A 20,438-nucleotide genomic window follows, 5' to 3' on the forward strand; every position below is an offset into this window, starting at 1 on the left:
CCCCGAGCGACCCGGAATGCCGCTTCCCCCGTGCGTCCCGAGCCTACGTAGGGCAGGGTTGGGCCCACCGCCGTGAGCGCGGGACCTGCGCCACCGCCCAAGCCCAGCCCGACCCCGGAGAATGACACCCCATGTGGAACTACCTGCAACTGGAGATGGCCGGCGAGTTCGGACAGCCGATCATTGGCCCAGGCGGCATGACCAAGGCGCAGGCGCACTCGGAGATCCGCGGCTTGCTCGACCGGCTGGCCGCCGACCAGCCCCACCTCTTCGAGCGGGCGGCGCGCACCTGGCGGGACGGCGCCCAGGACGACACCGTCGCCGTCGAACTTCCCCAGGACGCCATCGTGGTGTGGGCCCTGTACGAGTGTCCCGAGGCCCAGAGTCCCGAAGCTGCGGCCACGGCGTGGGTCAAGAACTACGCCAACATCATGCGCGAGGCAGGCGGCCCCGACGCCACCGTGGCCGAGCCGAGCGACGACCCGGTGCTGGCCGCGGCGACGAGGGTTGCCGGTCACGTGCGTGAGCTGCGGACCCGCTACCCCTCTGCGCTGGCCCAGATGAAGCAGTTCGCCGGGGAGCGCGGCCAGTCCGCCTCCTTGGACTGGCCGGAGTGGTGCTGGCTGCCCATGGGCGCCGCCCACGCGATCGTCACCAGCGGCGGCCGCTCCGCGTTCTCCAACCCGGCCGACATCGGCCGGGTCGCCGCCGTGGCCCACTGGAAGCTCGTGGACCGGGCCATCGTCATGCCATCGGAAGCCGTGGCCAGCGAAGCCGTTCCCGGCCCGACGCCCGACATTCGGGAGACTGACCTTGCCATCCCCCGCGAGCAGCTGCTCAGCGAGCTCGCCGGCGCGTGCTACTACCTGGTCATCCCACAATCACGTCCTGACGACCACACGGGGCCGTGGCTGTACGGCACGTACATCCATCTGGAATGGGATATGAACGTCCGCCGTAGCGAATTGCGGCTGCTCCTCGACCTTGGCCAGGGGTGGGACACCCTCATCCCGATCTCCGTGCATGCCGACCAGCCCACCCTGGCGTGGTCGGCCAAGGACATGGAGGCGTCCGCCTCCGGCATCCTGGGCGCGGCCGCGCAGGGATCAGCAGCCGACGTCCAGCGCTGGGGTGCCTGGATGGCCTGGCCGCTCGTCGGGGCGCTGCTCGATGAGCGCGCTCTGCTCATCGGCCCCCGGACCCTCGACGATCCCAACCTGGACCTCATGGTGCGCGGCAGCCGCGCATGGGAACTCACCTACGACCGGCCGCGCCCGACAGCTGTGCCCTAAGACTCCAGGTGGATCAGTCCGGGCGGCAGGTCAGGCAGGGATAGCCCGCGCACCCGCATGCCGTCACGCAGGAACTCCACGCGCTCGGCCGCCCGGTCCGCGCGGTCGACGTGCTCGCGGGAGGCCTCGCGCCAAGCCCGCTGGTGCTGATCGCCATCGTCAGCCGCGCGGTCGCGCGCGATGGCCGCCGCCCTCGTCCGGGACTGCCACTCGCGGACGGCCTGGTGGTGATCGCGTAGCAGACGCAGCGCATCGCGGCGGTCGGCGCCCACTTCGCTGTCATCGGCGTCGGGGGCCGGCGCGGTGCCGTCGATCCATGCGGCCGCGTCGGTCACGGGCGCCTCGACGCCGGGGAGGATCTCCACCTGGTCGTCGCCGTCGAGCGGGACAAGCAGCAGCATGGGCGGGGTGTTGAGCGCGCGGGCCAGCACGAGCAGCTCGGCGACCGACATGGACGCACGGCCGCCGGACTCCAGCTTGTACAGGTTCGTGCGCTCGAGCGGGTAGCCCAGGGCCGTGCAGCGGTCGGCCAACGCCTGCACGGACATGCGGCGATCTTCGCGGTGGGCGCGGACGTTCCTGGCGACGGTACGGGTATAGGTGACGGGCCAGTCGTCGGGTTGTGCTGGGTGGCGCTTCGGCACGCGGCGGCCCCCTTGGCCTCGTCTGCCTACGGCGGAAGGGCTCACCCTAGACGATCTTGGACATGTCGCACAACAGGGGTTGACCGCTCACGTCATCCCGTGGCTCGTTTGGGGCCCACGACACGTTTCTTACGGACCTTGGCTCAGGGCAGCAGGGCTCGGCCGACGTGCTCGATCGCCTGCTGCAGCTCGGCCAGGCGGGCGAGTTCGGCGCGATGCACGTCGAGGACTTTGGTGATCGCCTCCGGCGGCAGCTGGTCGCGCAGGTCGACGGCGGCGCCGCGGTAGCTCTCCTGCATGGCGTTGCGGGCGCGGACGGCGTGCTCGTACGCGGAGCGGGCCAACTGCACCGGGTGCTTGGCCAGCACAGCGCGGTGTTTGCGGTAGTCCGGCGGCATCGCTTCCAGCAGCCAGTCGATCGCCTTGTCCGGCCAGCCGTCAGCGCCGGGCGCCGGCACGTCCGGTGGCCATGCGTCCGGCAGAGCCGCCGCGTCCGCGGCCGCCGGCGCGGGTGGGGCGTCCCAGGGCAGGCGCGTGTAGTCGACGTCGTCGAACCGTTCCAGGGCGAGCAGCGGCATCCACTCCTGGTGCTCCTTCAGCCCGCCGATGAACCCCTCCCGGATGTCCTCAACCCAGGTCACCAGCGCCTCGGGCTCGCCGTCGACCATCCGCAGGCGGTGAACATAGCCAGCTCCATCCGGTGGGATCTTCACCGGCTGCGGCTCGAGGTCAGGCTGCTCAGGCATCCCCCGATCGTAGCCCGGTATCGAAAACATCTTCGATACCGGCCGCCGCTATCCGGGCAGGCGCATTCAGAAACCCGCCGGGGTCCGGCGGTCCGGTCGGCTCGGTGATCAGCCAGTCCGGCGTCCCGAGCGTCTCCATCACCTCGGGAGGGAACGACCAGTCCTCGCGGTCGAACTCCGGGGCCAGTACCTCCAGGATCTCCAGCCATTTCCTCCACAGGTTTCGATCTTCGGCGTATCGCTTCTTGATCCGCTTGATCTCCTCGTAGACGCCGAGCCGTTCGGCGACGTCGGTCGGGTCAGCCGGCCCGCGCACCCAGCCTTCCGGCGCCCGGACGGCCAGGCCCTCCTCGGCCAGCCTGCGCAGCGCCGTCCCGCACGCCGTTGACGCGACTCCGGTGAGGAGCGGCAGGTCCGTCTTCCGCGTCGGTTCGCTCGACAGCCGCTCGTACACGAGCGCGGCCGGGCCGCCGAGTTCTCGGAAGACGGGGTGGATGCCGCCGAGCTTGCCGGGCTGCCAGCGACGCCACGCGGCCGCCTCGGCGTAGGCGTCCGGGATGACCAGCTGGTAGATGTCGGCTCGCTCCTGCCAGCTCTCCAGGACCAGGACGAGGAACGGGTCACGCTCCTCCCTCAGCTCGCGCAGTGCCTTCGCGACGGTCGAGTAGTCCAAGCAGCTCAGCAGGGCCAGCTCTCGAACTCCGAACCCGATCACCATCGAACGGGCAAGCTGGGCGGCTTTCAGCGCGGCCGCCAATACCCTCCGGAGGGTGATCCCGTGCGCGCCCGTCCACCTCTTCCTGGCTGCGGCCTCGAACGCGGAGTGCCATCGCCGGGTTTCCCGCAGCGCCGCCGTAGGTTCCATGGGCGAGGTCGGATGTTTGACCTGCACGGGCAGCCCCGCCAAGAGGAGCTCGGTCGCCCCGCCGTGTGTTTTCCCCCTTGTGTGGATCTCACGTCCAAGCTCGCGCCCCGCAAGGTGGTGGGCGGCGTTTTCCCAGTCGTTGCGAAGCGCGTCGATGCGGCCCTGCTCGTCCCGGTATCGGCTGTAGAAGTCGGCCAGGCCCGGCCACCGGCCGGACGTGAGGCGGGCGGTGACGTCGGCGAGCTGCCAGCCGCAGGAGACTGCGCCGGCGATCACCGCCTGGCGGGCATCGGAGTTCGACACGTACTCGCCCGGCCCTTTGCCCTGCCGGTATTGGCCGGTGCGGGCGATGTGCTCCATGCGGGGAGAGAGCGCGGGGAGGCGGCCGCCGGGCCGGGGGAGCCACTTCACACCCCGCTCGTCGTCGCGGACGGTCCACGCCGCCGACTGCCCGGCCTCGGCCAGTTGCCCGCCCGAGAGCGGTACGGCTGACGCCACGCCCGCGGCCGCGATCTCCACGGCTCGCTCCTGATCGGCCTCGAGCGCCTCCAGCTCGGGGGTGAGCGCGTCCATCAGCGCGTCCCACACGTGCGGCCCGCAGGGGTTGTCCAGCACCCAGTCGACGTAGGCGGGCTCGTCGGTCAGCCGCCGGAACTCGTCGGTGGCCACCCACGCTCCGGGCGGGATGACCAAGCCCACCTTGCGGTTCTTCATCGGCTTCGGGTCGAACGACTGGTACCGCTTGGCGAGGGCCTCGACGATCGGGAGCATCTCCGGGTAGTAGAGCTTCCGCTTCCACAGCACGTAGACGTGGCGGCCACCGGTGACCGGGTTGACGTCGGTGAAGCAGTCCCCGCCACACGCCGCGATGAGGGCGGCCATGTCCGCGGCCTCAGCCTCGACGAACGCGACCGGGTCGGCAGCGCCAGCGGCCGACGCTGTCTTCGGGTCGAAGTCGCCGACGAGGAGCCGGGTCATGTCGTGGTGGTAGATGAACACCGCGGCGGTGAACGCCGGCAGGCGCCGATTCAGCGGCAGCTCGAGCCAGCCGCCGAACCCGCGGGCCTTCCCGGAGCGGGCGACCTTGACCGTGTCGCGGGCGCCCAGCCGGGGAGCGCACAGCTCCCACGTGCGGGCCGCGTCCAGCAACAGGTGTCCAGCCGAGCGCAGGGAATGGTTCGGCTGCGTTATGAGGTTGTCCGTGACGGCAACGCCAGAATCACCCGATTGCGACACGCGCATGTTGGGCATGACTGGCAGAGCCGGGGGCCAGTCGGTTATCGTGGCTCCTAGCTTCTGGTGAACCGGCCTCCAGGCATGCGAAAGCCCGCCGGGATCCGGTTGCCCTTTCGAAGGTCCTTGCGCAGCAGCTTGGCGGTTGACAGCGCAGGGGCCTTCGTGGTTTTCAGGTAGATCCGCCGGGCTACGGCGGCATATCTCCTCTCGGCGTCAGCCGTACGAACGGCTAAGCGGCAGCAGTCTCGAAGAGTGGCGTGGCAGGCTCACGCCGCAGGTGCGGCGGCGACACTCTCACTCCGCGGGCGAGGCCCAGGAGGTAGTCCGCAGCCTCGTCAGCGGTCTTGAACCCGAAGTCCTCCCACCGGCCGTGGGCCAGGGAGAACGTGAAGTCCACGTAGTCGCTGAAGGACGCAAACCCGAGCTGCTCCCACAGCTCGAGGAGGTCCACATGCTTAAAACGGACGCTGTGCCGCTTGCCGCCTTTGGGCTGCGGTCCAGGCTTCACGTGTCCACTCATGGTCACGGACCATACCCTGATTCAGAGTCAGGGCGGCAGATTCTCTCGGCGTGTCGCACATCGTGACTCAGAAACCACCAATCACAGAACGAACAACGCATCCCTGGGACGAGAATCGCTATGGTCCGGAGGGTGAGCACCACTGAGGAGCCTCCGAGCCTCATCGAGAAGATCATGGCTCAGCTCATCCCATCACCAGCCAGCCCGGCTGAGCAGCAGGCGCGCGAGGAACTGCTGAACGCCCTTGAGCTGAGCCTTTTCGACGTGAAGCGTGGGGAATTCCCTGACCTTCCCGGCATCCTCGACCGTGCCCGCGGCGTTCTGGACGCCCTCGTGGCGAACCCTGATTCGCTGCCGCAGGTCCTGCCGCACGCCAAGCGCCGCATAGACGCTTTCGTGGATCTACCCCCGATCATTGTCAAAGCCACCGTCTACGCGCCGACTGTCACGATCATCAACGACAGCGGCATGGCGGAGGACACCATCCTGGTCACGAGGGAAACAAGTCTCGCGGAGACGAGAAAGGGCCTGAGCCGCGCCCAGAAGCGCCTACTCACTCAAGCTGAGGTCTTCATCTACGTCTGGATAGCGCTGACCGCCATTGGCCTCATGAACTACGAGCAGGCCGACGTCCTCATCACCGCGTCCGGCCTGAACCCTTGGGTGGCCGCGATGGGCGCGTCCTTCATGGCCGGGAAGGCGTTCGACATCCTGTACCCCGCCGACCCAGACGACGAGTAGCCGCGATCACGCGTCCGGCCCTTCTGGGATCTCCAAGGTGTAGCGGTCCCCACGAATCAGCTTCCGGTGCCGGCCCTTCCCCGGCGGCCGGATCTCGGCGACCGGCACGCCCTCGGGGACGCCGCCGAGCTGGGCGCGCTCATCAGGGGACGGCATGCGGAACACGATGGTGGAGCCAGGCTCGACCGGGTACGGCTCGCGCGGCCCGCCTGCCACCTGCGACCCGCGCCCCTTGATGGTCACGATGAGGCCCTCACCGCGCAGCACCCGCAGGGCCTGCCGTACGGCCATCTGGCCGACGCCGTGGATCTGGACCAGCCGAGACTCGGACGGAAGCAGGTCTCCCGGCTGCAACCGGCCGGCGGCGATGTCGGCGCGGACCAGGTCGGCCAGCTGCTTGTGCACTGGCCGGTCCGCCCCGAAGTCGATCATGAGAACTTATGATCCTAGGCACCCAGGCACCTCCATCTTGTGACCCTAGGGTCATAGGCTCTACGCTGCTGGCACGCTAGCCGCCGCGCGTATTCACACCAGGGACAGCTCTGGATCGGCGGGCTTCGTGTGCCCGGGAGCATGCCGCGCGGTGGGGCCGAAACGGATGCTCCCGGGCAGCCACGTTCAACGCGGGCCGTCACTCCACTCGGGTGCCAGCAGCGAGTGCACGACAGAGTCGCGCCACGCGCCACGGACCTTGATGTGGCCGCGGATGGTGCCCTCCTCGACCATGTCGAGCTTGGCCATCATGCGAGCCGACGCCGTGTTCAGCGGGCTGCGGGCACCCCACACGCGGTAGAGGCCCAGTTCGTCGAACGCCAACCGCATCAGGAGCCGGAGCGCTTCGGAGCCGAGGCCGTGCCCCCACTGGTCGTGCCGGAACGCCATCCCGACCTGGCCGGAGCTTTGGTCAGGATGCTGGGTGTCGATCGCGAGCCGCGTGTACGCCACCAGCTCGCCGTCCGGCAGGACGCCGGCGAGGGAGTACTCCAGCCGCGGCTCTTCCAAAGCCGCCTTGGTGACGGCCGAGATGGTGGCCTCGACCTGCTCCCGGTTGCGCGGCTCGAAGCTCATGTGTTCAGCCACAGCCGGGTCGCCATAGATGGCCAGGACCGCGTCCACATCGTCGGCCTGGAACTCGCGCAGGCCGAGCCTGCCTGAGGTGACTTCTACGGGATACATGCGGGGACTCTAACGACCGGGCGGCAGCGCCGCCTGCGACGGGAGCGCGGTGAATCCCTCGATCTGGACCTGTATGTCTCTGGCCAGCGGCGCCCCGCGGTACTGCGGGCCGCGAAGAGCGGCGTGCACGCGGTGCATGCTCGCGGCTATGCCCTCGATTCGCTGCCCCACCGGCAGGTCAAGGACGGGGTCGAGCGCCTCGGCGGCTCCATCGAGCTCACCCAGGCTGACTCTGGCCACCGCCAGGTCGCACCGGGCCCCTGCCTCGTCGGAGAAGGAGTGGTCCTCTGGCGCGGCCTGCGCGTAGGCGTTGATCGCCTCGGTGGCCGCCTGGATGGTCTGCTGCTCGTTGCCAGGGATCCACACGTTGGCGTCGGCGGCGTAGTAGTCCTGCCGCGCCTGGGGGAACGTCAGGATGCCGCCGAGGCGGTCGAGGTCGTCTTCGCGTACCTGGTCGCGGACATCGACGGCGCTGTGGACGGCGGCCGCCACGCCCTCGTGGTCGCCGAGCACGCCGAGGACGCGGGCGTGCTGGGCTGCGACCCACACCTTGACGGTCCCGTCGACGCCGGCGGCCAGTCTCGCCCCGTCCTCGACATACCGTGCTGCTTCGTGCGGCCGCCCCGACCAGTAGGCGATCATCGACTGGAGTGTGCGGATCCAGGCGGCCAGCCCGTCGTGCCCGATGCGCTCGGCGCACATGAAAGCGGACCGGGCCTGCGTCATGGCGGCGTGCGCGTCACCGGTGTCGTGCGACGCCTTGGCCATCAGGCCGCCGATGACGCCGGCGAGCAGATACAGACTGCTGGTCTCGCCGGGAGGTTGCCGCCCCTCCAGGAGGGTGTGCGTCATGTCCTGCAACTCCGACAGCTCCGGCAGCAGCTCAACCAGAGGGACTCGCGGATAGTGCTGGGCGACCCTCGACACGTCGTCGAGCAACTGCGGCAACGTCTCGGGTCCCACGTTGCTGCTTTGAAGAGTGATAAATCTACGGGCTCTGCGTGCGGCCACTTCGACTACCTCCTGCAGGGAATCATTGGATGCTGCTGGCCGTACCAGAGGTCGTGCCGGTGCATGTGCGGGGGATGCGAGAACCTCACTGGCTGGAACGTGGGACGCGACGGCGTACCCCGGGTTGCAGCGGATGAGGACCTCACGCTCGGTTTCGCCCAGACGGGTAAGCGCCTCGGTGTCGAGGAGCTCAAGCGGTGCGGTCTGGTAGATGGTCGCGAGCGTCATGATGTGCGTGGCCTGTGGCGCTTTGCCGCCGATCGGCCATGACTCGAACCGTGACAGGAGCGCCTGGTCGACGAAGGGCCCGGATCCCCATTCCCGGTAGCGCTCTACCACGTCGCTCTGGGACAGGCCCAGCGCCAACCGGTAGGCGGCCAACGGTGTCAGCCCGAACTTGATCCGCATCTCGATCGCGATCGCCGCAACAGGTCGGCCGTGGCTGATCATCTGCGCTCGTAAGCGGTTTACCTGTCGTCGGTGAACTTCTTGGGTCATGACGCTCCCAACCGAGGATCTATATGCAGAGTCAGGGCTGAGGGTCGGGTTCGGCAACCACGCATTTCGGGCGGCGACTCGTCTCTATACATAGAACCGCTGCCCCACGCCGTAGAAGCGCAGGTCAGGGGGTCGCGGCCGTACATAGGAAATATGTACGGGAGCCCGGTGACTGACGGCATACGAGCGGCGTTTACTGAGCGTCAACCGAAATCGCAGGGCCGCCTGGGCGGCCCCGATCTGCTGAGGTTCTTATGCCATCCGATCGCGCACCGGACTCGCCCATGATCGTCAGGGCGGGTTCCGCCCGCGGCTACAACCACCTGGTGGGCGGCAAGGACGCGCTCGGGAGCCGCAGGGTGCTCGACGAACTGTGCGCGCTGCTGCCGAAGCTGCCCGTTGCGGCCAAGGCGAACGCCGCCTTCGTGCACCGCGCGGTGGAGGCCGCCGCCGACGCCGGCGTCCGCCAATTCCTTGACCTGGGATGTGGTCTTCCGGGACCCGGCGGCCGTACCGTCCTTAGCAGCGCGCGCCGGCATCAGTCGGATGCCCGGGTCGTCTACGTGGACAACGACCCGTCCGTGATGGCGAACGCGCGGGCGATCTTCGCCGTACCGGGATACACCGCCTGCGTGGAGGCCGACGCCCTCGACGTGCCGCGGGTGGTGGCGGCGTCCGGCGAGTTGCTGGACTTCACGCAGCCGACCGCGATCATCATGGCTGCGCTGGTCCATTTCTGGCCCGATGACCTGGACCCGCGCGACATTGTGCGCGAATACCTGGCCGCTTTCGAGTCAGGGTTCCTGATTCTCTCCGTCGCCTGTGACGACCTGCTGTCTGCGGAGGTCAGAGCCAAAGCTCTCAAGCTTTACGCCCAGCTGGCACCGATCTACCCGTTCAGCTCCGCCGCGATCCTCAAGCTCTTGGAAGGGCTCGACATCGAGGAGCCTGGCCTGGTCGAGGCGTCCAAGTGGCGGCCGGATCCCCCGCTGGAACTCGATGTCGGCGACGCCCAGTTCCTCGCCGCAATGGCAAGGTTCAGCGGCGGCGGGCCCGGCAGCTAGGCGACCGGATCGGGGGCGGGGCGCGTTCCCGATCCGGTTATGCGGACGGATCAGGAGAACCCCGGAGGGACCAATCCGGGTCCGGCCGCTCGGCGGGCCGAGCACGCTCCCATAGGCAAGCCGGCCCGCCACCCCTCAACCCCTTGACCCCTGAACTCCCGAGGAGGCCCCACCATGAGCGCGCAGCACCTGACGCACGACCTCGAACGCTGGTGCGGCCAGCGCTGGCGGGTGATGCCGGAGCCGCACAACGGGCTCTACGTGGGATACCCGCTCTACGACGCCGCCGTCCTCCTCGTGGAGGCCGAGACCGTGCGCAGGCTATGGCGTCGCATCCTCGACGTCGACCCGAAGCTGCGCGAGAAGGCGGCGGCCGCCGTCGCCGCCCTCGGCCAGCTCTCCACGAGCTCGCCGTCCACGACGGGATCCTGCACGGCCGTGGACGGTGAGATCCACCTGCCGGGCGCCCGCCCCCGGGGGGGGGGGGCGGGCGGCCCCCGCAGGGGGCGCGGGGGCCGCGCCGACCACAAAGCCCCCCGCCGCGCGCGGCGCGCCGCCCCCCCCCCCCCCCAGCACCCCCCGTGCGCCCCCTCCCCGCGGGAACCAGCCCCGGCCGGGGAGGTTGAGCACCCCCCCCGGGCCGCCCCCCCCGTGGGGGTGCGGGCGGCCGACACCGGAAGGTGCCGCGGTCTCCGCGACTACAACTAGGCCCCGGTCAGAGCGCGGCGCGCAGCCGCCGCTCTGACCGGTCACGGCCGGACAGCCTCCTCGTGGGCGGCGTTTGTCTGGCCGTACGGCGGGCCGAGCCCGAGCACAGCCTCGATAGACAGCTCGGCCCGCCACCCCCGCCCCCTGTCACGCTCAACCCTGAGGAGAGCCCGACCATGAGCAGGCCCCAGCTCATACCGCTCCAGCCGACACCGGAGTTGTGGGCCGTGATGCAGTCGCCATGGCGCCAGGGGCTGACCGCCTTCTATCGCGGCCACGAGGTCGTGGACCCCGTCGACGCCCGTGATCAGGCCGCGCTGGAGGAGCGCCTGGTCGCGGTCGAGTTCGAGCTCCACCACCCAGACGTCTGGTCGGCGCTGGTAACTACCGTGTCACCGGCTCCCGGAGGCGGCCGCCTCACACCGGGAGGGCCGGCCAGCCGAGGCGGCCAGGGCCTCCGCGACGAGTACCGCCACGACCTCTTGCCAGTCCGTGACGGTGCTCGTCGTCGAGGTCCTGGCCGCCGACCCCCGCACGCCGGGGAGTGGCCGGGATGAAGGTGCCGCCCCCGTCGTCCTCATTCCAGCCGCAGCCCGGCGCGCAGATCAATCTCCGCCGCTCGGGACAGGGCCACTCCGACAGCGCGAGCCAAGATTCGTCCGGCGCGCCGGATCAGCTCTTTCAGATTGACTTCGTCGTCGACCCGGCCAAGGACCCGAGGCAGTCCGCTGTGGCGGCGCTCGCCGAGCTCGGCCGGGTGCTTCGCGAGGAGCTGGAAACGGAAGGGCTGGAGATCGCGGGGCCTCAACGCTTCGAGGTCTGCTACTTCCGGGGATCGGGCACTCACCAGACGGCCTGCCCACCGCAGAATGCCACCCACGGCACTGCCCTCGTCCGCGTGAGGATCAGGCCCCGGCAGAGCATCACGGCACAGCCCGCCCCGGAGCCAGCCGCCTCACCGGTCCGTTCGCCCGCACCCGGGCCGCACCTTGACCTCGCCCTGCGTGCACTGGCTTCCAGGATCATCGGCGTTCCCCTCATCGTTGATACGGAGGAGCCATGACCCAGGCCGAGCGGGTGCTCGCCGCCTCGATCAGCGAGCAGACGCCCACGTGCGTGGTGACCGCATGTCTGCTCGGAATGCATCAGCTGGGCCGCTGGCTCATCGTGCGTGACGCGCACGACCGCGATCGCTGGCGGCTGCCCGGCGGTCAGGCCCGGACAGGGGAGAGTCCCCGCACCACCGCGGCGCGGGGTGCCCGGGAAGAGATCGGCCTCGACCTGCCCGCCCACGACCTGCTGCTCACGTCCTGGATCGCCGGTGGTCCCGGCCACCCAGACCGGATGGTGCTGCTGTTCGCCACCCGGACGCTCACCGACGACGACTTGACCGCCATCACGCTGGACACCAGCGTGGTGGATGCCTATTGCCTCGCCGCTCCGGGCCCTGATCTGCCGGTTTCTCCACTGCTCGCCGAGCAGCTCGCGCACCTGACCATCTACGGCCGCGGCCACTACCTCGAACAGCACCACGCTAGGAAAGATCCCCTCACGGAAGGGCACCACCATGACTGAACAAGTCATCACTTCGCTCGTGCCCGCGCTGAACCCGGTGACGTTCCTGGAACTGGAGCTCACCAACCGCTGCCAGCTCGCGTGCACCCACTGCTACTCCGGCGCGTCCCCCACAGCTGGGCACGGCAGCATGACCAGCGAGCGCTGGCACAATGTCATCACGTCCGCACCGGCGGCCGGGATCGAAACCATCCAGCTGATCGGCGGCGAGCCGACCATGCACCCCGACTTCCTGGCCTTGGCCGACCACGTGCTCGGCACCGGCCTGAAGTTGCAGGTATTCACCAACCTCTACCGGGTCACCGACGCCCTGTGGGCGCTGTACGGCAGACCCGGCGTGCATGTCGCGACCAGCTACTACAGCGACGTGGCCGCCGAGCACGACAAGATCACTCGCAGGCCCGGCTCCCACGCCCGGACCCGGGCGGCGATCGTCGAAGCGCTCGAACGCGGCATTCCGCTCAAGGTCGGAGTCGTCGATCTCGGCGGCGAGGGCCAGCGCGCCGACGAAGCTCACGCCGAGATGATCGCCCTGGGCGTCCCCCGTGTCGGGCCGGTCGATCGGGTGCGCGCGGTCGGCCGCGCCACCGAGCACATGGGCAAGGAGCCAGACGTCACCGAGTTGTGCGGGCAGTGCGGCAACGGCCGCGCCGCCATCTCCTGGCACGGGGACGTCCGCATGTGCGTCCTGTCCAGGTTCCTGCCCCCTGCCGGGAACGTCCGCATCACCTCGCTGGCTGACATCTTCGCGTCCGAGGCCTGGCGTGACCTGCTCGCCCTGGTGCCCCGGCACCAGCCGCGCGGCTGTAACCCGGGCTCAGACGGCAACGACTGCGGGCCCGCCGAAACCCTCTGCGAGGGCAACGCGCTCATCCTGCCGCCCATCCCGGCCCTGTTCTTCCGTCCAGATGGTGGCGCCCGGTGACCGCCAGCTCATACTTCTCTATGGACTGGAAGAGGCACGCGCACGCCCTCGCGGCGATCGCGACCCCGCCGGGCTCCCGCTGGCGCGGCCCGGTCGAGAACATCCCGCGGCATCTGTTCGTCCCCTGCTGGTGGTCCTACCAGCAGGGCGCCTGGGTGCTGCGGGACGGAGAGTCCGACCCGGACGCATGGCTGAAAGCGGCCTACCGCGACCAGACGCTCGTCACCCGCGTCGGCCCCTTGCACGCCGACCACGCCGAACCCGGCGCCGTCGTCTCGGGTCGTCCCACCTCCTCCTCCACGCTGCCGGGCCTGGTCGTCCAGATGTATCGGCATGCCTCGATCAGCGACCACTGCCGGGTGCTGGACGTGGGCACGGGCAGCGGCTACGGCACCGCGATCCTGTGCGCGCACGTCGGCGCCTCCCGTGTGACGGCGATCGACGTCGATCCGTACCTGACCGAGGCCGCCGCCGCCCGTCTGGAAGACGTCAACGTCCGCCCCCGGCTGCTCACCGGCGACGCGACCGGCCCGCTGGATGGGCAGTGGGACCGCATCGTCGCGATGGTCGCGGTCAGGAAGATCCCGCCGTCGTGGCTGCAGGCTCTGCCTCCGGGCGGACGGCTGGCCACCACGCTCACGGACATGGGCGTCATCCTCACTGCCGAAAGGCGTGAGGATGGCAGCGCGGTGGGGAGGATCGAGCGCGACCAGGCCGCGTTCATGCGCACGCGAGACGGCAACGACTACCCGCCCCGGGACCAGGTGTTGCAAGCGCGGGCCCTGGCCGAGGATGGCGAGCATGTCGAGACCGGCCGCTACCCGGTGCTGGACGTGGTCGAAGCGTGGGACGTCAACACCATGCTCGCGATCCTCGCCCCCGGCATCGAGCACCACTACGAGGAGGGCGACGGCGTCCGGATCGCGGTGATGACCCACCAGGACGGTTCGTGGGCTCGCGCCGAGGATCACGACGGAACGGTGACCGTGCACCAGGCCGGCCCGCGAAGGCTGTGGGACTACCTCGACCAGGTGCGCGACTTCTGGCTCCGCCATGGCGAACTGCCCTTCCGCGGCGCACGGGCGACCATCACCCCGGACGGGGTGATCACCCTGCGGCGCGGCCGGTGGTCGGCGACCATCGGCCAGTAAGCCCTCCTGAAGCTGTCGGCCAGCCTGCTGCCCTGGCCGGCAGCGCCCGCCCCTGCCAGGCCCAGCGGGGGCGGCATGTCGCGGGGGGCGCTGTTGGTGCGCGGCCCCCCCGCCCGCAACCCGCCGGGGATAACCCCCCATTCGGGGGGCGGGCGGGCCGCCCAAAGGCGGCGGGTAACCAATTTAGGCGGCCAGGCCGGTCGTCAGCTCGCCCGAACCTCTACAGGAGAATCCTGATGACCCCGCCGTGGACCACTGCCGACAACCTGATCGCGCTCGGCGTGGAGGGCACCGGCCGCCCGCGCGACGACCGCCCCGAGCAGATCCTGGAGATCGCGGTCGTCCCGCTGGCCGGCGGCCGCCCCGACATGAGCCAGGCGTGGGAGACGACCATCAACCCCGAGCGCTACATCGCACCCCGGCCGTGGATCTCTCCCGACCTGACCGGCCCCCTCCTGCTGACCGCGCCACCGTTCGACGACGTCGCCGACGACATCAGCACGCGCGTGCACAAGCAGATCCTCGTTGGGCACAACATCGCGGTGGACTGGCGGCTCCTCCAACGGCATCTGCCCGGCCTGGAGGTCGTCGCGCTCATCGACACCGCCCGCCTGTACAAGCACCTGCACCCCAAGGCGCTGCGCCAGAGCCTCGGCAAGCTCGTCAGGCAGTACGAGCTGACCGGCCAGGTGCACACCCTCGCACCCAAACGCAGCCCTCACCGCGCGCTGTGGGACGCCGTCGCGGTCGCGCTCCTGCTCCCCGCCCTGGTGCAGAAGCTGCCCGGCGGCACCACCACGCTGGCCGAGCTGGAGCGCATCGCCGGCGTTCTGCAGCCACCTGCAGATGAGTGGGGGCAAAGCTCCTAAACCTCGTCCTGGACAACGAGGTGCCCAAGCCCAGCGCCGCCACGAGCCCTTCCCCGGCCCGGACAAGGCGTCCACGGCCGACTTTGCCGACGCCACAGAGCCTGACGGCGGCGGCGTAAGCCACCCTGCCCAAGACCACATGATGGAGTGTGCAATGAGACAGATCGACCCGGGCATAGTCAGCCGATCGGCGCCGCTGACGGCGGCCGTGGTGATCCTCCTGGCGCTCGCCTATCCCGGCCCACTGATCACCTGGTGGGGCGCCCTCGGACCCGATGTGCCCGCCATCAGCACGGTGCTGACGGGCTACTACCTGGCCCAGGTCATGATCTTAGGATCGTTCCTGGCGGGCTGGTGCTTACCGAGATCGCCGATCTGGGTCAGGGCCGGCCTCGTGGCGGCCAGCGCCATCATCACCGTGCTGGCGGTCACCGTCCCGAACCTGGTCACGTACGGCCTGTACTACACGGCCTCGGCCGGGATGTGCCTCTTCCTGGCCGTCCAGCAATTCGGCCTGGCGCCGCTGTGGCCGCCACGCGGACGCGACCTGCCGCTGACGCTCGCGCCTCTCCCGCTCATCTTGGCGAGCGGGGGCGGGGTCATCGCGCTCGCGACATGGCTGGGCATCCAGCTCACGCCGGGGCAGACGACACAATCTGAAGCAGGCGGCCTGGTGGGCGCGGTGGCACACATCGACACCTATGCCGAGCGGCTGATTCGCTCCCTCTGGACAGGGGCCGGCGAGGAGGTGGCCGCGGTGCTGCTGGTGACCGGCCTGGCCCGCCGCAACGTGCCCATCGTGTGCGTGTACCTGATCCCCGCGATCGTGCGCGCCAGCTACCACGCACAGTTCTCCTGGGCCGCTGCCGCGCTCGCCCTACTGGGGATCGGCATGGTCTACCTGTGGCGCCGCTACGAGCGGCTGCTGCCGCTGATCGCCGCGCACGCGCTGTGGGATGCGCTCGGGCGAAACTACCCGGAGACCCTCATGGTCCTGACCGGAGCGGGCCTGTTGATCATCGTCGGGCTCTGCGCCCGACCGGGCGTGCGCCGACTGTGGCGGCAGGCCAAACGCCGCACGACTGCCCGGCCCGGCCGACCTTCGGTCGAGCGCTCCGACCTCGATGCTCCTGCGCCCTCCTCCGGCCAGGTGACCTCATGACGCGTCAGCGGATGTACGCCCGCATCGTCCACCGGGCCGCGATGCTGTCCTCCGTATGGCTTCCAATCAGGCCCCTGACGAGCCCCGGGTACTGCAACCTCGTGAAGATGCTGGCGCGCGCCACCGTCTCCCTGGCCATGCACGCTATCCATACCCTCCTGAGCCACACCCTCCTGCTGTAGCGGACGTAACAGCTCGGCCGGCGCCCAAGCGGAGCCCGCACCACGCGCCGGCCTGTTCCGGCGGGTTCCGCCGGCACCGAAAGCTTGCAGGCTTATATTCCGACCCAGGGCTCTGGGTACGCCCAGGTCAGGCTGGAGTGAGCTGCAGAGAAGTCCCAGCCAGCATCCGCGCGGCCCCCGGAGCGGCCGTCCACGCCATATCGTCCACGTACACGATGCTGCCCGCGGCGTGGCCGCTGGCCGCGGCCATACCGATGTGGGCGTACACCTCGAACGAGTTTGCCGGCGCTGTCGTGCTCACCTCGAACTCGGTCCACACCCCGGCCGGGACGGGCCGCACGTCGTCCGTGAAGCCCACGTTGTTGCCGCTGCCGTCGTAGTAACTGAGACGAACGACGCCGGCCGGGTGCCCAGTAGGGGAGTACAGCCAGCCGCGCATCGTCCAGGTGATGCCGGGCTCTGTCCTCCACCACCGGTACACGACCGCCTGGTCGGCGCCCAATGCGGTCAGCTTGCCGGAGAAGCCGCCGCCGTGCGCGGCGATCTCGTCGCTCTGGTCGAGCACGTCGGCGCCGTCCTGGCTCCACCGGTTGATCGCCCCGCCCGATTCGAAGTCGATCTCGTCGGCGAAGGAGACGTGGGTGGCCTGGACACGGATGTTGCCCGCGGTGGTGACGACGAGCAGCCCCTCGACCAGCTCGTCGAAATTCACGGTGCCGTCGTCGGCACCGAGAAATATGTCGCCGAGCTGGATGTTGTGCCGGAAGTCGCCGTACGGGCTGCCGTCGCGCATGCCGGCCACCAGCAGCGTGGACATGGCGGCGTCGGCCGTACCGGTGAGCCGCGCCCACTGCCACTGGCCTCTCGCGACCTGGGCGCGCCGGTGGAAGGCCAGCCGATAGGCGCCCGGCGTGACCTGATGGGTGAGGACCGTCTCCCAGAAGCCGGGGTTGGTCAGCACGTGGTCCGCGGTGAGCTCGGCACGCTGGCCGGCCGGAAGGTGCCGGACGCCGCCGGCGGCGTCCACGGTCTGGAGGGAGCCATCCGGCCGGGGCTGGAGGGCGACATGCCCTGCCGGCGGGGGCGCGGGCGGCGCGGTGAGGGCGGGCAGGTGGAGCGGGTTGAGAAGGCGCATCAGCTCTTCACCGTGATCCGGATCGCCCCGTTCGCGACCGCGATGGCGGCGCGCACGGCCACGGTGTTGACGTCGATGGTCTTGGCGTCCAGGCGCACGAACTCGCCGGACGACAACTCACGGAACGTGGGTTCGGCCACGTCGAGGGTGCCGAGGCTGTGGACGATGTTGTGCCAGGTACCGGCGGTGAGGGCGGGCAGGTCGGCGCTGTAGCTGCCGCCGACGCCGAGCGCCGCCCTAGCGGCGGACGCGGTGGTGGCGCCGGTGCCGCCCTTGGTGATGGGGACCAGGCCCACGGTGATGGAGTCCGCGGCCACGATGAGGGAGCCGTCCGCGGCGACGACGTCGAGGTTGGCGCCGTTCTGGACGAGACCGGCGCCGGGCCCGCTGGTGCCGCCGCCGCCCGCGAACTGCGCCCACGCGATCGCCGTAGTACCCACCACGATGGCGCCGTTGGTGGAGATGGCCCACCCGGTGTCGGCCAGCGACCCGCCCTCGGACACGAACACGAACGTGTTCGGGGCGAGCGTGTCGCCAGTCCGCGCCCAGGAGCCCGACGCCGCGGTGTACAGGCCGTTCTCGACCGCGCTGGTCTGGGCCTTGACGAGCACCCGGTCGCCCGCCTGCAGGGCGACGCCGTCGATCGTCTGCAGGCCGGTCAACGCGACATTGACCAGGGTGGCGGCCCGCACCGCAGGCTTCACCGAGATGCCGGCGGCCGCGGCCTGCACGTCGGCCAGGCGGGCGGCGTGGCCAGGCTGCGTCGGCGTGCCCAGCCCGGTCAGCTTGAACCCGGCCATGTCCACGTCGGCGCCCGGGGCGGCCATCTGGTCGAGCCGATTCGCCCGCACCGCCGCCGCGAAGTCCGAGATCGTGGCCGCGAGCTGCGTCCCCGTGTGGCTGGCGCGCGCCAGCGGGTTCGTCGCCAGCTTCGACAGCGAGATGTTCGCCCCCGCCGCCACCTTCGCATCCGTGACCGCAGAGTCGGCGACATCGTCGAACGCCACCCAGACGCCGCCCGGCGTCCGCCAGCGCGCCTTCCCGCTGCCGGTGTCTCCCCACACCTCGAACGCCACCGGCGTGCCCGGCTCGCTGCCCGACGTCGGCAGCACCAGGCCAACGACCGGGATCTGATTGAACTTGTGCTGCGAGTACCAGTTCGGCATGGTGCCCCCTCTTTCAGGTGAGTCGGAGCGTGCCGGCCATCGGCACCCCCCACGTAACGCGTGCGACGTTGCTGGCCGGGTAGGAGGGGTCGCCCTCGACCCGCTGCCCGTCCGGGGAGAAACAGGTGACGGTCGGCTGCCGGGCCAGGTCATGCTCGGCTTCCCACACCAGCGCCGGCACCACGAACGCCACCTCGCGCTGATAGGCGCCACCCTCCGGGCCGGGCGGCCCCTGATCACCTCGAGGTCCTGGCGGCCCCTGCACGCCAGGCACCGCCAGGTCGACCTCCACCACCGTGGTGAGTTCCTCGACCGTCAAGGCGACGCCGCCGCTCTCCTCGATGACGAGGTCGATGACGACCGGCTCGTCCAGCATGTTCGTCACCGGGTCACCTCCGGGGAGACGATGACGGCGCCCTTCATCAGCCGCACCGGCCGGCCGCCGGCGTCGACGAGCTCGACGTCGTACACTCCTGCCCGCCACGGCCACGCCGCAGAGTCGGCGGCAGGGATGGTGAGCTGGGCGAGGCCAGCGGCGGCGTCGGTGATGACGAGCCGGCCGTTCGCCTGGGTGAGCTCGTACAGCACGTCGGGGGCGCTGTGCCGTACCCGTACCTGGGCGCGCAGCACGCACCCAGTCAGATCGAGAGCCGCTCCGCTCTCCCGGCTGGTGAGGCGGAGCAGGCGCTCGTAGTGGGTGCCCTGCTCAATGAGCAGGTCGTAGTGTGCGGCTCCCATGCCGCGGAACGTAGCCGCCCCACCCACTTACGTCCTGGTGCCCATATCAGCCGGATGCTCAGAAGCGCGTGTACTCATCGACCTTGGCGACGTCGCGTACTCTCTGTTCGGAGACTCCTCCGAGGTTGCGTAACTCCGCACCGCGCAGGTCCACACCGTTCAGGTTCGCGCCGTTCAGGTAGACGCCGTTCAGGAACGCACCGCGCAGGTCCACACCGTTCAGGTTCGCGCCGCCCAGGCTCGCGCCGGTCAAATCAGCGCCGTTCAGGTCCGCACCGGTCAAATTGGCGCCATGAAGGTCTGCACCGCGCAAGTCTGCACCGCGCAAGATCGCGTCACTCAGGTTCACATTGCGCAGGTCCGCGCGTGGAAAACGTACTTCGGAAAGGTCCGCTCGATAGCGGAAAGCCAGAGTCGGTGCGATGGTTAAAGCGGCGAGCACATCGGCATCTAACCGCACGCTCGGAATGTCCTCTAGCTCTTCAGGGGTGGCGGTGCACGGCTTGGGGAGGGTCTTCTTCCTGGCGGCAGGAGGGCAGATGTCGTGGCCACGGACGAACGCGGCCAGCACGTTGCGGATGGTGTGGTGGTCGCGGGGAGAGTCGAAGGCCAAGCGCTGCAGGGCGTAAATGCCACCGAGCCGGACATCCTGCTGGCTGGAACCGAGTTGCTCAACGGCCTTCGTGTAGCGGTCGGTGATATGGCCTTCCTGCGCGATCCTCGTGGTCTCCTGAGCGGTCTCAACAGTGCGGGCGGTATACCACAGGCTCATGACGGTGAAGAGCACGCCGCTGACCACGACGAGACCGGTAGCCAACTGAATGAGGGTGTGACGAGCCGCGTTGACCGCCTCGACGCGTTCAGCGGCGGACATCTGTGATCGGTCCGCCGGAGTGAGAGGGCCGCTTACCCCGGCCAGGCGTCGGGCGACAGGCCCCATAAGAAGCGCGATCCCGAATCCAGCCACAATGGCGATGGCTAGCCCGAGCAGCACCAGACGGCCCTCGTGGTACTCCGGCAGTAAACCCGCGACG

Annotated in this window: 24 protein-coding genes; 12 read left to right on the plus strand and 12 right to left on the minus strand. The window is 69.8% G+C overall.

Annotation, left to right across the window (positions count from 1 at the left end):
• Positions 1-131 precede the first annotated feature (131 nt).
• Complete coding sequence (locus tag ACFWYW_RS46645; RefSeq protein ID WP_379621681.1) at positions 132-1,292, plus strand: hypothetical protein; 1,161 nt, start codon at positions 132-134, stop codon at positions 1,290-1,292.
• Here ACFWYW_RS46645 and ACFWYW_RS46650 read toward each other — a convergent pair.
• From ACFWYW_RS46650 to ACFWYW_RS46665, 4 genes are all read right to left on the minus strand, one after another.
• A complete protein-coding gene (locus ACFWYW_RS46650; RefSeq protein WP_379621679.1) occupies positions 1,289-1,936 on the minus strand; it encodes a helix-turn-helix domain-containing protein in 648 nt (215 codons plus the stop codon). The genes ACFWYW_RS46645 and ACFWYW_RS46650 overlap by 4 nt on opposite strands.
• A gap of 143 nt (positions 1,937-2,079) precedes the next feature.
• Complete coding sequence (locus ACFWYW_RS46655) at positions 2,080-2,682, minus strand: hypothetical protein (RefSeq protein WP_379621677.1); 603 nt, start codon at positions 2,680-2,682, stop codon at positions 2,080-2,082.
• Positions 2,675-4,696, minus strand: a complete 2,022-nt coding sequence (locus ACFWYW_RS46660; RefSeq protein ID WP_379621675.1) for a hypothetical protein — start codon at positions 4,694-4,696, stop codon at positions 2,675-2,677. Before ACFWYW_RS46660 ends, ACFWYW_RS46655 begins: the two co-directional genes overlap by 8 nt.
• Positions 4,697-5,012: 316 nt before the next feature.
• Entirely contained in the window at positions 5,013-5,303 is a 291-nt protein-coding gene (locus ACFWYW_RS46665; protein WP_379621674.1) for a hypothetical protein, read from the minus strand.
• Positions 5,304-5,435: 132 nt separating this feature from the next.
• Here ACFWYW_RS46665 and ACFWYW_RS46670 point away from each other — a divergent pair, with 132 nt between their 5' ends.
• Positions 5,436-6,044 (plus strand): hypothetical protein, encoded by a 609-nt coding sequence (locus tag ACFWYW_RS46670; protein ID WP_379621671.1) that lies wholly within the window; start codon positions 5,436-5,438, stop codon positions 6,042-6,044.
• Positions 6,045-6,050: 6 nt separating this feature from the next.
• On the opposite strand, the gene ACFWYW_RS46675 is transcribed toward ACFWYW_RS46670, so the two are convergent.
• From ACFWYW_RS46675 to ACFWYW_RS46685, 3 genes are all read right to left on the minus strand, one after another.
• Positions 6,051-6,476, minus strand: coding sequence for a GntR family transcriptional regulator (locus ACFWYW_RS46675; protein WP_379621669.1), 426 nt, complete (start codon positions 6,474-6,476; stop codon positions 6,051-6,053).
• A gap of 186 nt (positions 6,477-6,662) precedes the next feature.
• Complete coding sequence (locus ACFWYW_RS46680; protein WP_379621667.1) at positions 6,663-7,220, minus strand: GNAT family N-acetyltransferase; 558 nt, start codon at positions 7,218-7,220, stop codon at positions 6,663-6,665.
• A 9-nt stretch (positions 7,221-7,229) separates the two neighbouring features.
• Complete coding sequence (locus tag ACFWYW_RS46685; RefSeq protein ID WP_379641287.1) at positions 7,230-8,183, minus strand: hypothetical protein; 954 nt, start codon at positions 8,181-8,183, stop codon at positions 7,230-7,232.
• Positions 8,184-9,013: 830 nt separating this feature from the next.
• On the opposite strand from ACFWYW_RS46685, the gene ACFWYW_RS46690 reads away from it, so the two are divergent.
• The 10 genes from ACFWYW_RS46690 (at position 9,014) to ACFWYW_RS46735 (ending at position 16,365) form a co-directional block, all read left to right on the plus strand.
• Entirely contained in the window at positions 9,014-9,793 is a 780-nt protein-coding gene (locus tag ACFWYW_RS46690) for an SAM-dependent methyltransferase (RefSeq protein WP_379621663.1), read from the plus strand.
• A 174-nt stretch (positions 9,794-9,967) separates the two neighbouring features.
• Positions 9,968-10,501, plus strand: coding sequence for a hypothetical protein (locus ACFWYW_RS46695; protein ID WP_379641288.1), 534 nt, complete (start codon positions 9,968-9,970; stop codon positions 10,499-10,501).
• Between the two features lie 176 nt (positions 10,502-10,677).
• The gene (locus ACFWYW_RS46700) at positions 10,678-11,058 is read left to right on the plus strand and encodes a hypothetical protein (protein ID WP_379624018.1); all 381 of its coding nucleotides are present in this window, start codon (positions 10,678-10,680) and stop codon (positions 11,056-11,058) included.
• Positions 11,055-11,564 (plus strand): hypothetical protein, encoded by a 510-nt coding sequence (locus ACFWYW_RS46705; protein ID WP_379624016.1) that lies wholly within the window; start codon positions 11,055-11,057, stop codon positions 11,562-11,564. The genes ACFWYW_RS46700 and ACFWYW_RS46705 overlap by 4 nt, the downstream gene beginning before the upstream one ends.
• A complete protein-coding gene (locus tag ACFWYW_RS46710; RefSeq protein ID WP_379624014.1) occupies positions 11,561-12,076 on the plus strand; it encodes an NUDIX domain-containing protein in 516 nt (171 codons plus the stop codon). Before ACFWYW_RS46705 ends, ACFWYW_RS46710 begins: the two co-directional genes overlap by 4 nt.
• The gene (locus tag ACFWYW_RS46715) at positions 12,069-13,001 is read left to right on the plus strand and encodes a radical SAM protein (protein WP_379624012.1); all 933 of its coding nucleotides are present in this window, start codon (positions 12,069-12,071) and stop codon (positions 12,999-13,001) included. The genes ACFWYW_RS46710 and ACFWYW_RS46715 overlap by 8 nt, the downstream gene beginning before the upstream one ends.
• A gap of 20 nt (positions 13,002-13,021) precedes the next feature.
• Positions 13,022-14,152 carry a methyltransferase domain-containing protein gene (locus ACFWYW_RS46720; RefSeq protein WP_379624010.1) on the plus strand — a complete coding sequence of 377 codons (1,131 nt, stop codon included), beginning with the start codon at positions 13,022-13,024 and terminating at the stop codon, positions 14,150-14,152.
• Between the two features lie 236 nt (positions 14,153-14,388).
• On the plus strand, positions 14,389-15,021 hold the full coding sequence (locus tag ACFWYW_RS46725) for a 3'-5' exonuclease (RefSeq protein ID WP_379624009.1): 633 nt from the start codon (positions 14,389-14,391) through the stop codon (positions 15,019-15,021).
• 154 nt (positions 15,022-15,175) lie between these two features.
• On the plus strand, positions 15,176-16,183 hold the full coding sequence (locus ACFWYW_RS46730) for a CPBP family intramembrane glutamic endopeptidase (RefSeq protein ID WP_379624007.1): 1,008 nt from the start codon (positions 15,176-15,178) through the stop codon (positions 16,181-16,183).
• A complete protein-coding gene (locus ACFWYW_RS46735) occupies positions 16,180-16,365 on the plus strand; it encodes a hypothetical protein (protein WP_379624005.1) in 186 nt (61 codons plus the stop codon). Before ACFWYW_RS46730 ends, ACFWYW_RS46735 begins: the two co-directional genes overlap by 4 nt.
• A 127-nt stretch (positions 16,366-16,492) precedes the next feature.
• On the opposite strand, the gene ACFWYW_RS46740 is transcribed toward ACFWYW_RS46735, so the two are convergent.
• From ACFWYW_RS46740 to ACFWYW_RS46760, 5 genes are read right to left on the minus strand one after another with little or no spacing between them, the layout of a single operon-like run.
• Positions 16,493-17,500 carry a hypothetical protein gene (locus ACFWYW_RS46740; RefSeq protein WP_379624003.1) on the minus strand — a complete coding sequence of 336 codons (1,008 nt, stop codon included), beginning with the start codon at positions 17,498-17,500 and terminating at the stop codon, positions 16,493-16,495.
• Positions 17,500-18,666 (minus strand): hypothetical protein, encoded by a 1,167-nt coding sequence (locus tag ACFWYW_RS46745; RefSeq protein WP_379624001.1) that lies wholly within the window; start codon positions 18,664-18,666, stop codon positions 17,500-17,502. The genes ACFWYW_RS46740 and ACFWYW_RS46745 overlap by 1 nt, the downstream gene beginning before the upstream one ends.
• 13 nt (positions 18,667-18,679) lie before the next feature.
• Positions 18,680-19,051, minus strand: coding sequence for a hypothetical protein (locus ACFWYW_RS46750; RefSeq protein ID WP_379623999.1), 372 nt, complete (start codon positions 19,049-19,051; stop codon positions 18,680-18,682).
• A complete protein-coding gene (locus tag ACFWYW_RS46755; protein WP_379623997.1) occupies positions 19,048-19,404 on the minus strand; it encodes a hypothetical protein in 357 nt (118 codons plus the stop codon). The genes ACFWYW_RS46750 and ACFWYW_RS46755 overlap by 4 nt, the downstream gene beginning before the upstream one ends.
• A 58-nt stretch (positions 19,405-19,462) precedes the next feature.
• The gene (locus tag ACFWYW_RS46760) at positions 19,463-20,278 is read right to left on the minus strand and encodes a pentapeptide repeat-containing protein (RefSeq protein WP_379623995.1); all 816 of its coding nucleotides are present in this window, start codon (positions 20,276-20,278) and stop codon (positions 19,463-19,465) included.
• Positions 20,279-20,438 lie beyond the last annotated feature (160 nt).

Origin of the sequence: Nonomuraea sp. NPDC059023, assembly GCF_042740095.1 — a bacterium.
GTDB lineage: Bacteria > Actinomycetota > Actinomycetes > Streptosporangiales > Streptosporangiaceae > Nonomuraea.